Source organism: Streptomyces javensis (assembly GCF_039525925.1).
GTDB classification, from domain to species: Bacteria; Actinomycetota; Actinomycetes; order Streptomycetales; family Streptomycetaceae; genus Streptomyces; species Streptomyces asiaticus.
This window is the reverse complement of sequence record NZ_BAAAIF010000060.1, coordinates 54325-64566: the sequence shown is the minus strand read 5'-3', so window position 1 is coordinate 64566 and position 10242 is coordinate 54325. Positions and strand designations below refer to the sequence as shown.

At 71.7% G+C, this 10242-nt stretch carries 7 protein-coding genes and 1 pseudogene; 2 read left to right on the top strand and 6 right to left on the bottom strand.

Going from position 1 to position 10242, the window contains the following annotated elements:
• From ABD329_RS36345 to iolC, 6 genes and pseudogenes are all read right to left on the bottom strand, one after another.
• Nucleotides 1–1072, bottom strand: a pseudogene (locus tag ABD329_RS36345) (hypothetical protein); the annotation flags it as partial.
• 178 nt (nucleotides 1073–1250) lie between these two features.
• Nucleotides 1251–2747: a CoA-acylating methylmalonate-semialdehyde dehydrogenase gene (locus tag ABD329_RS36340; RefSeq protein WP_198278647.1), complete on the bottom strand. Its 1497-nt coding sequence runs from the start codon at nucleotides 2745–2747 to the stop codon at nucleotides 1251–1253.
• A 37-nt stretch (nucleotides 2748–2784) separates the two neighbouring features.
• Complete coding sequence (gene iolD / locus ABD329_RS36335) at nucleotides 2785–4671, bottom strand: 3D-(3,5/4)-trihydroxycyclohexane-1,2-dione acylhydrolase (decyclizing) (RefSeq protein WP_198278648.1); 1887 nt, start codon at nucleotides 4669–4671, stop codon at nucleotides 2785–2787.
• Nucleotides 4668–5573: a 5-deoxy-glucuronate isomerase gene (gene iolB, locus ABD329_RS36330; RefSeq protein WP_198278649.1), complete on the bottom strand. Its 906-nt coding sequence runs from the start codon at nucleotides 5571–5573 to the stop codon at nucleotides 4668–4670. Before iolB ends, iolD begins: the two co-directional genes overlap by 4 nt.
• A 29-nt stretch (nucleotides 5574–5602) precedes the next feature.
• Entirely contained in the window at nucleotides 5603–6490 is an 888-nt protein-coding gene (locus ABD329_RS36325; RefSeq protein ID WP_044575027.1) for a Cgl0159 family (beta/alpha)8-fold protein, read from the bottom strand.
• A gap of 88 nt (nucleotides 6491–6578) precedes the next feature.
• Complete coding sequence (iolC, locus tag ABD329_RS36320) at nucleotides 6579–7526, bottom strand: 5-dehydro-2-deoxygluconokinase (protein ID WP_198278650.1); 948 nt, start codon at nucleotides 7524–7526, stop codon at nucleotides 6579–6581.
• A gap of 464 nt (nucleotides 7527–7990) precedes the next feature.
• On the opposite strand from iolC, the gene ABD329_RS36315 reads away from it, so the two are divergent.
• Both ABD329_RS36315 and ABD329_RS36310 read left to right on the top strand, forming a co-directional pair.
• Entirely contained in the window at nucleotides 7991–8911 is a 921-nt protein-coding gene (locus ABD329_RS36315; RefSeq protein WP_198278651.1) for a sugar phosphate isomerase/epimerase family protein, read from the top strand.
• Nucleotides 8912–9006: 95 nt separating this feature from the next.
• Complete coding sequence (locus tag ABD329_RS36310; RefSeq protein WP_198278652.1) at nucleotides 9007–10026, top strand: Gfo/Idh/MocA family protein; 1020 nt, start codon at nucleotides 9007–9009, stop codon at nucleotides 10024–10026.
• Nucleotides 10027–10242: the final 216 nt, after the last annotated feature.

Here is a 10242-nt window from a genome sequence, read left to right as displayed (position 1 = left end):
CACCCACCGGGGACGCGCCCGCCGGGGGCTCGCCCGCCGGGGGCGCCGGGGGCGCCGGGGGCGCCGGGGGCGCCGGGGGCGCCGGGGGCGCCGGGACCACGGCCACCACCACGACCGCCGCGCACCGGGTGTCCCGGGCGGCCTCTCCGTACCGCTCCAGGAAGCGCTCCCCGGCCGCCGCGCCCGCGGCGTCCTCCGGCAGCTCCAGCAGAAAGGCGCACCGGGTGCGCCGCCTGCGCCGCCAGGGCGAGATCCGGCCCGGCCGCGCCGCGCGCCGCAGATCCGCCAGCAGCGCGCGCAGCAGCAGCTCCTCCCAGCGGCCGACCGCCGCCTCCCCGTCCCGTGCGCGCTCGGCGCGCACCAGCCGCGCGGCGTTCTCGAAGAACTCCTCGGCGGTGCGGCCATGACTGATGCGCCGCCAGTCCGCGTACCAGCCGCGCCGGGTGGAGCGCAGCAGCCGACGGGTCCGGCGCCGCCCCCACCACCAGCGCGGCAGCAGCTGGAAGAGGGGCCGCACCAGCAGCCGGCGCAGCTCCGCGATCCAGCCCGGCCCCGGCGTGCTCCCCGGTGTGCTCCCCGCCCCGCTGTCGCCGCCTTCGCCGCCGAGCGTCCACAACGCCCGCAGCAGCGGCCCTCGTTTGAGCCGCTGTGTGTAGCAGTGGTCGCGCAGCGCGCCACCGTCCGGCTCGGCGGCCCTCGGGTCCAGCGCCTGCTCGACGATGTCCCGCATCAGCCAGAAGTCGGTGAGCCGCAGACCGCCGGTGCGGCGGGGCACATCGACGCACAGCTCCCGGCCGAGGTCCAGCGTCAGCGGCCGCCGCCCGGCGGCCGCGCGAATCTCATCGGGGCCCAGCGCCGCGTACGGCACCCGCTTGGCGCCGTCCGGATAGAGCATCCGGCGCAGCCCCCGCATCGCCCGGTGGGCGCGGCCCGGCGCCCCCTCGCCGCTCGCCAGCAGCAGCACGGGCGGCAGCAGGTCCCGCGCCTTGGCCTTTCGGTCCCGAGGCACCACGGCGCCCTTGAACGCCTCGATGAACTCCTCGGCCCCTTCCCCCTCCGTGAACCCAGGCACGTCGGCTCCCCCGCTTTCCCCCGGCTTCCCGTGCTTGTTGCGCCTGGGATCCCCGCCCGTCACAACGGCGAAACCCCCTGCCGGACCGGGTCCGGCAGGGGGCGGGGAAACCACTCAAACGTGCGAATCACACGTCACATACGCCTCAGTGGTTCTTCACCTTCGGTGGTTCCACGCCTCAGTGGTTCTTCGGGAAGCCGAGGTTGATGCCGACCTCCTCGGACGGCTCCGGCCAGCGGGTGGTGATGACCTTGCCGCGGGTGTAGAAGTGCACCCCGTCGTTGCCGTAGATGTGGTGGTCGCCGAAGAGCGAGTCCTTCCAGCCGCCGAAGGAGTGGTAGCCCACCGGCACCGGGATCGGCACGTTGACGCCGACCATGCCCGCCTCCACCTCCAGCTGGAAGCGGCGGGCGGCGCCGCCGTCGCGGGTGAAGATGGCCGTGCCGTTGCCCCACTGCGAGCTGTTGATCAGCGCGATGGCCTCGTCGTAGGTCTCGGCGCGCACCACGCACAGCACCGGGCCGAAGATCTCGTCACGGTAGGCGTCGGCCGTCGGCGGCACCCTGTCCAGCAGCGAGACGCCGATGAAGAAGCCGTCCTCATGGCCCTCCACGGAGTACCCCGTGCCGTCCACGACCACCTCGGCGCCCTGGGCCGCGGCCCCGTGCACATAGGAGGCGACCTTGTCGCGGTGCTCCTTGGTGATGAGCGGGCCCATCTCGGAGGCCGGGTCGTTCCCGGGGCCGATCCGCAACTTGGCGGCCCGGTCGGCGATCTTCTTCACCAGGTCGTCGCCCGCGTCGCCGACCGCGACCACGACCGAGACCGCCATGCAGCGCTCACCGGCCGAGCCGTAGGCCGCGTTGATGGCGTTGTCCGCCGCGAAGTCCAGATCGGCGTCGGGCAGCACCAGCATGTGGTTCTTGGCGCCGCCGAGCGCCTGCACCCGCTTGCCGTGCTCGACGGCCCTGGACTGGATGTACTTCGCGATCGGGGTCGAGCCCACGAAGCTGACGGCGGCGACGTCCGGGTGCTCCAGCAGCCGGTCGACGGCCGCCTTGTCGCCGTTGACCACGTTGAGCACCCCGTCCGGCAGCCCCGCCTCGGAGGCCAGCTCGGCCAGCCGGCGGGAGGCCGAGGGGTCCTTCTCGCTGGGCTTGAGGACGAAGGTGTTACCGCAGGCGATGGCCACCGGGAACATCCACAGCGGCACCATGGCCGGGAAGTTGAACGGCGTGATGCCCGCGACCACGCCCAGCGGCTGGCGGATCGAGGAGACGTCGACCCCGGTGGAGACCTGGGTGGACAGCTCGCCCTTGAGCTTCTCGGCGATCCCGCAGGCCAGCTCCACGATCTCCAGACCGCGGGCCACCTCGCCGAGCGCGTCCGAGTGGACCTTGCCGTGTTCGGCGGTGATCAGCTCGGCGATCTCGTCGCGGTGGGCGTCCAGCAGCTCGCGGTACTTGTAGAGGACCGCCGTGCGCTTGGACAGGGACACCGTGCCCCAGGAGCGGAACGCCTCCTTGGCCGCGGCCACGGCCGCGTCGACCTCGTCCACGGAGGCCAGGGCGACCTGGGTGTCCTGGGCGCCGGTGGCGGGGTTGTAGACCGGTCCGTACGCGCCGGTCGCGCCCTCGACGGTCTTTCCGCCGATCCAGTGGTTGACGGTCTTCATGGGTGCGGAGCCTTTCTCTCGAACAACGTCAGAAACGTCAGAGGTGGCGGCGGCGTGCGGCGGCCTGCCGGTCGTAGTCCTCGCGGGCCTTCACGGCGGCCGGACGGGTCGCGATCTGGGCGACAGGCACATCCCACCACGCCTGTGCCTCGGGTGCGCCGGACACTGTGTCGGCCGTTTCGGTCTCCACATAGACACATGTGGGCCGGTCCGAGGCGCGGGCCTCGGCGAGCGCCGCCCGCAGCTCGCCCACGCTCTTCGCGCGGAGCACATCCATGCCCAGCGAGGCGGCGTTGGCGGCCAGGTCGACCGGGAGCGGATCGCCGGTGTACTGCCCGTCGGCCGCCCGGAAGCGGTAGGCGGTGCCGAAGCGCTCGGCGCCGGTGGTCTCCGACAGACCGCCGATCGAGGCGTAGCCGTGGTTCTGGAGCAGCACGACGTTGATGTTGATGCCCTCCTGGACCGCGGTGACGATCTCGGTGGGCATCATCAGATACGTACCGTCCCCGACCAGCGCCCAGACCGGCGTGGCGGGCGCCGCGAGCCGTACGCCGATGGCACCGGGGATCTCGTACCCCATGCAGGAGTAGCCGTACTCGAGGTGGTACTGGCGCGGGGAGCGGGCGCGCCACAGCTTGTGGAGGTCGCCCGGCAGCGAGCCCGCCGCGTTGATCACCACGTCCTCGTCGCCGACGACCGCGTCCAGCGCGCCCAGGACCTGGGTCTGGGACGGGCGGGCGGTCTCGTCCTCGGCGGCGTACGCGGCGTCCACCCGGCGCTCCCACGCGGTCTTCCCGGTGCGGTACTCGGCCTCGTACGTCTCGTCCACCCGGTGGCCCGCCAGCTCGGCGGTGAGCGCTTCGAGCGCGGCGCGGGCGTCGGCGACCACGGTGGTGGCGCCGAGCTTGTGGGCGTCGAAGGGCGTGATGTTGAGGTTGAGGAAGCGGACCGCCGGGTCCGCGAACAGGGTCGCGGACGCGGTGGTGAAGTCGCTGTAGCGGGTGCCCACGCCGATGACCAGGTCGGCGGTGCGGGCCAGGTCGTCCGCGACGGCGGTGCCGGTGTGGCCGATCCCGCCGATGTCGGCGGGGTGGTCGTAGCGCAGCGAGCCCTTGCCCGCCTGGGTGGAGGCCACCGGGATGCCGGTCGCGTCCACGAGGGCGCGCAGGCTGTCCTCGGCCTCGCTGTGGTGGACCCCGCCGCCCGCCACGATCAGCGGCCGGCGGGCGGCGCGGACGGTCCGCGCGGCGGCGGCCACCTCGGTCGCCTCGGGGGCGGGGCGGCGGACGTGCCACACCCGGTCGGCGAAGAACTCCTCGGGCCAGTCGAACGCCTCGGCCTGGACGTCCTGCGGCAGGGCCAGGGTGACGGCGCCGGTCTCGGCCGGGTCCGCCAGCACCCGCATGGCCTGGAGCGCGGCCGGGATCAGCGCCTCGGGGCGCATCACCCGGTCGAAGTAGCGGGAGACCGGGCGCAGCGCGTCGTTCACCGAGATGTCGCCCGCGTACGGAACTTCCAGCTGCTGGAGCACGGGGTCGGCGGGCCGGGTGGCGAAGATGTCGCCGGGCAGCAGCAGCACCGGCAGCCGGTTGACGGTGGCGAGCGCGGCACCGGTCACCAGGTTGGTGGCACCGGGGCCGATGGAGGTGGTGACGGCCTGGGCGGCGAGCCGGTTGTTCTGCCGGGCGTAGCCGACCGCGGCGTGCACCATCGCCTGCTCGTTACGGCCCTGGAGGTACGGCATGGTGTCCGGCCCGGACTCCAGCAGCGCCTGGCCGAGCCCGGCCACATTGCCATGGCCGAAGATCCCCCAGGTGGCGTTGATCAGGCGATGCCGCCGCCCGTCGCGCTCGGTGTACTGGTGGGCCAGGAACTCCACCAGCGCCTGGGCGACGGTGAGGCGGCGCACTGCCGAACCGTTCATCGTGAGTCTCCAGCGGGTGCTCGATAGAGGGGCAGACGGGGGTCGACGGCCTGGTCGGGCCAGGTGGAGCGGATCCAGGCGTGGTCGGGGTGGTCGCAGATGAGCCAGGCGCGCTCCGCCTCCGGACCCGCCATGACGTTGAGGTAGTACATGTCGTGCCCGGGGGCGGCGATCGAGGGGCCGTGCCAGCCGTCGGGGATCAGGACGGTGTCACCGGAGCGGACCTCGGCGAGCACGTCGGTGCCGCGGCCGTGGCCGGACGGGGAGACCCGCTGATAGCCGACGCCCTCGTTGCCGTGGGCCTCGGCGATCTCGAAGTAGTAGATCTCCTCGAGCTCGCTCTCCTCGCCGGGGCGGCACTGGTCGTGCTTGTGCGGCGGGTACGAGGACCAGTTGCCGCCCGGGGTGAGCACCTCGACGGCGATGAGCTTGTCGCATGCGAAGACGCCCGCCGCGCCGAAGTTGTTCACCTGGCGCGAGCAGTTGCCGCTGCCGCGCAGCTCGACGGGGACGGCGGAGGCCGGTCCGTAGCGCGCGGGCAGCCGGCGCTCGCAGCGGGCGCCGGTGAGCGCGAAGCGGCCGCCCGCGCCGCTGGCGATCTGGGCGTGGGAGTCGCGCGGCAGATAGACGAAGTCGCTCACCCCCCTGAACACGCTCTCCCGGCCGTGCAGTTCGAACGTCTCGCCCTCGGCGATCACGGTGCAGCCACCGCTCAGCGGCAGCACGATCCACTCGCTGTCACCGGTGGCCAGCGAGTGCGAACCGCCGGGCGGCAGATCGAGGACCCGCAGGCTGGAGTAGCCCCAGCCGGCCCGCTCGGGGGCGATGTCCACGGCGTAGGGCCCGTCGGCCGCCTTGCCGGCCTGCACATGGAAGCCGGGGAACGGATCGGTGGTGGTCATGGCGTTACGTCTCTGCCTTTCTCACAGCGTCATAGCAGGCCGACGGCGGTGTCCACGGCGGTCTCGACACTGCCCTCCGCCGGATAGAGCAGGGAGCGGCCGACGACCAGCCCCTGCACGGTGGGCAGGCCCAGCGCCTTGCGCCACTTCTCGTACGCCTCCTCCTGGTCCTGCGGAGACTTGCCCACGTCGCCGCCGAGCAACACCGCCGGAAGGGTGCTCGTCTCCATCACCGCCGCCATCTCGTCGGCGTCGTCGGTGACCGGCACCTTCAGCCAGGTGTAGGCGGAGGTTCCGGCGAGGCCGGAGGCGATGGCTATGGACTTGGTGACGGCCTCGGCGGACAGGTCGTTGACGACCTTTCCGCCGGTCCGCCGGGAGATGAACGGCTCGACGAAGACGGGCAGCCGCCGCTCCGCCATGTCGTCGATGGCGCGGGCCGTGGTGACCATGGTGGTCAGCGAACCGGCGTCCTCGTAGTCGATGCGCAGCAGCAGCTTGCCGGCGTCGAAGCGGAGGCGCTCGATGTCCTGGGGGCGGTGTCCGGTGAACCGGTCGTCGAGCTCGAAGGAGGCTCCGGCGAGGCCGCCGCGGTTCATCGAGCCCATGACGACCTTGCCGTCGAGGGCGCCGAGCAGCAGCAGGTCCTCGAGGATGTCGGCGGTGGCGAGCACCCCGTCGACCCCGGGCCGGGACAGCGCCACACACAGCCGCTCCAGCAGCTCCACCCGGTTGGCCATGGCCAACTTGTGGCCGCCGACGGCGAGGGCGCCGCGCGCCGGGTGATCGGCGGCCACGATCATCAGACGGCCGCTGTCCCCGATGAGGGGGCGGCGGACCCGGCGGGCGGCCGCCTCGGCGATGGCCTCCGGATGGCGGCTGCGCACCGTCACGAGGTCGGAAACGCTGATACTCAAAGTACTTCCTCGCATTCGCGATTCATGAAGGGCACACGGAGCGCGGGGACCGCATGACCGGACGAGGGGAAGGGCCTGGCACCCGGGGTCAGTCCCCCGCCAGCAGAGCCTCGACCTCCGCTTCCGTGGGCATCGCGGAGGAGCAGGCGAGGCGGGACGCGACGATGGCGCCCGCGGCGTTGGCGTACCGCATGACCTGCTCCAGGGGCCGGCCCGTGAGCAGCCCGTGGCACAGGGCGCCGCCGAACGCGTCGCCCGCGCCGAGCCCGTTGACCACCTCGACCGGGACCGGCGGGACCTCGGCGGTGGTGCCGTCGCGGTGCACGGCGAGCACCCCGCGCGGGCCCTGTTTGACGACGGCGATCTCCACACCCGCGTCCAGCAGCGCCTGCGCGCACGCCTTGGGCTCGCGCGCCCCCGTGGCGATCTCGCACTCGTCTACGTTGCCGACGGCGACGGTGGCGTGGCACAGCGCCTCGGCGTAGAAGGGGCGGGCGGTCTCCGGGTCGGCCCAGAACATCGGCCGCCAGTCGAGGTCGAAGACGGTGGTGCCGCTCTTGGCGCGGGCGGCGAGCGCGGCGAGGGTGCTGGTGCGGCTGGGCTCCTCGCTGAGCCCGGTGCCGGTCATCCAGAAGATCCGGGCGGCGCGGATGGCGTCGAGGTCCAGCTCATCGGCGTGGATCTCCAGATCGGGCGCCTTGGGGCGGCGGTAGAAGTACAGCGGGAAGTCGTCCGGCGGGAAGATCTCGCAGAAGGTGATCGGGGTGGGGTACTCCTCGACGGGGGTGACGAAGCGGTCGTCCACCCCGAAGGCCCGCAGCTCCTGGTGGATGTAGTCGCCGAACGGATCCGCCCCGGTGCGGCTGATCACCGCGGAGCGATGGCCGAAGCGGGCCGCGGAGACCGCGACATTGGTCGCCGAGCCGCCGAGAAACTTTCCGAACGATTCAACCTGCGGCAGTGGCACACCGGTCTGTAGTGGATACAGGTCCACTCCGATGCGGCCCATCGTGATCAGGTCGTACGGCTCACTCATGCCTGCCCCTTCGGGAAAGACGCAGCTCAGGGTCTGGTGCTCAGAACTCCGGGATCCACCCCGGCCCTTCAGGTCTAGACGTGTGCCCCGCCCACTGTCAAGACTTTGTCCTTACATACGGACGTCATCATCCGGGCCCGTGGGGCGCGTTATCGCCTCGTGACGTCCAGATGAAATGTTGTCATGACAAAGTCTTGACAGTGGCCACCCACGGGGAGAGGCTCCCGTTCTGCAACGGATGAGCTGGCCCAGGTCCGCGGGGTCGATGTGGACGAACTGCCGGAGGAGGTGACGGCGCCAGCTTCCTGATGGACACCTCCTGACGGACGCCATCCCTCCGACGCCTTTCCCTGACAAGACGTCCGAATGTCCTGACGAAGGCTTGACGGCCGCCCGCCCGGCCGGTGAAGCTGCCCAAAACAGTACGACGCGGGCACCCCAGCACACCGAGGAGACCCTCTGCCATGACTGCCGACGCCTCCCCCGCACCCGCCCTGGACCGCATCCGGGTCGGCTCGGCCCCCGATTCCTGGGGGGTGTGGTTCCCCGACGACGATCAGCAGGTCCCCTGGCAGCGCTTCCTCGACGAGGTTACGGAGGCCGGTTACGAGTGGATCGAGCTGGGTCCGTACGGCTATCTGCCCACGGACCCGGCCCGGCTGACCGAGGAGACCGGCCGGCGCGGTCTCACGGTCTCCGCGGGGACCGTGTTCACCTCGCTGCACCGCGGCCCCGAGGTCTGGGACGCCACCTGGGAGCACGTCTCCCAGGTGGCCGAGCTGACCCGGGCGATGAACGCCAAGCACCTCGTGGTCATCCCCTCCTTCTGGCGGGACGACAAGACCGCCGAGCTGATCGAGCCCCCGACGCTCACTGCCGAGCAGTGGCGCCATCTGTCCACCGGGATGGAGCGGCTGGGCCGTGAGGTGCGGGAGCGCTTCGGGCTCGACATCGTCGTCCACCCGCATGCCGACACCCATATCGACACCGAGGAGAACGTGGCCCGCTTCCTGGACGCCACGGACCACGACCTGGTCAACCTCTGCCTGGACACCGGCCACTACGCCTACTGCGGCGGCGACAGCGTCAAGCTGATCGAGACCTACGGCGAGCGCATCGGCTATCTCCACCTCAAGCAGGTCGACCCGGAGATCCTCGCCGATGTGGTCAAGAACGAGGTGCCGTTCGGCCCCGCGGTCCAGCGCGGTGTGATGTGCGAACCGCCGAACGGCGTTCCGGAGCTGGGTCCGGTCCTGACCGCGGCCCAGAACCTGGATGTGGATCTGTTCGCCATCGTCGAGCAGGACATGTACCCCTGCCCGCCCGGCCAGCCCTTCCCCATCGCCGAGCGCACCCGGCGCTTCCTGCGCTCCTGCGGCGCCTGACCCCTCCCCCTTCGCCCCACGGGCCATCGCCCCACAGGCCATCGCCCCACGGGCCTTCGAACCGTCCAGAGAGCAGAGAGAGAAGAGAGAGGTTTATGACCCAGCAGGGAACGCTCGGGGTCGCCGTCATCGGGACCGGCAAGATGGGCGCCGACCATGTCCGCCGCATCAACGACGTGATCAGCGGCGCCCGGGTGGCCGCCGTGGTCGACATCGACGAGGCGCGGGCCAAGGCGGTCGCCGACACCGCCGACGGCTGTCAGGCGTTCACCGACCCGGCCGCCGCGATGGCCGCGCCCGGCGTGGACGCGGTGCTTATCGCCTCGCCCGGGCCCGCGCATGAGGCCGCGCTGCTCAGCGCGTTCGAGCGCGATCTGCCGGTGCTGTGCGAGAAGCCGCTCACCCCGGACTCCGCGTCCGCGCTGCGGGTGCTGGAGGCCGAGCAGCGGCTGGGCCACCGCCGGGTGCAGGTGGGCTTCATGCGCCGCTACGACACCGAGTTCATGAAGCTCAAGGCGCTGCTGGCCGGGGGTGAGCTGGGTCGCCCGCTGCTGCTGCACTGCCGCCACCGCAATGCCTCGGTGCACTCGTACTTCACCAACGAGATGATGATCACCGACTCGGTGGTGCATGAGATGGACCAGTCGCGCTGGCTGCTGGAGCAGGAGATCGCCGCGGTCACCGTGCTCAAGCCGACCCCCAGCTCGCTGTCGCCCGAGCCGCTCAGCGACCCCCAGCTGGTGGTCTTCGAGACCACCGGCGGGGCGATCGTCAATGTGGAGATCTTCGCCACCTGCGGCTTCGGCTACCAGGTACAGGCGGAGGCGGTCTGCGAGCGGGGCACCGCCCGCGTCGGCGATGCCCACGGGATGCTGGTCAACCGGCCCGGCACCTGGGGCGGGGAGATCGCCCCCGACTTCGTGGCCCGCTTCGAGGAGGCGTACGACCGCGAGGTGCAGAGCTGGGTCAACGCCACCCGGCGCGGGGAGGTCGAGGGCCCCAGCACTTGGGACGGCTATGCCGCGACCGCCGTCAGCGAGGCGGGGGTCCGGGCCCAGGCCACGGGTCAGCGCACGGCGGTAGAGATGATCGAGCGCCCCGCTTTCTACAGCTGACGTCCGTCTTCAGCTGACACCCCGTCTCCAGCTGACGCCCCGTCTCCAGCTGACGCCCAGCGGGCCGGCCGTGGCCTTACGGCCGGCCCGCTGTGGTCATGGCGTCCGGGTCTCGTCCGGTGCGTCACCCATGCGTCACAGCGGTCACATCTCCACACGCCTCCGTCACAGATGTTCAACAGCCCCGGGCCGCCCTTCACTCACCGTCGTTGACCG

Bases quoted from the DNA above. Each gene is read 5' to 3' on its own strand.
- iolB (WP_198278649.1), bottom strand. From the start codon at position 5,573: ATGACCACCACCGATCCGTTCCCCGGCTTCCATGTGCAGGCCGGCAAG.
- iolC (WP_198278650.1), bottom strand. From the start codon at position 7,526: ATGAGTGAGCCGTACGACCTGATCACGATGGGCCGCATCGGAGTGGAC.
- ABD329_RS36340 (WP_198278647.1), bottom strand. From the start codon at position 2,747: ATGAAGACCGTCAACCACTGGATCGGCGGAAAGACCGTCGAGGGCGCG.
- ABD329_RS36315 (WP_198278651.1), top strand. From the start codon at position 7,991: ATGACTGCCGACGCCTCCCCCGCACCCGCCCTGGACCGCATCCGGGTC.
- ABD329_RS36310 (WP_198278652.1), top strand. From the start codon at position 9,007: ATGACCCAGCAGGGAACGCTCGGGGTCGCCGTCATCGGGACCGGCAAG.
- iolD (WP_198278648.1), bottom strand. From the start codon at position 4,671: ATGAACGGTTCGGCAGTGCGCCGCCTCACCGTCGCCCAGGCGCTGGTG.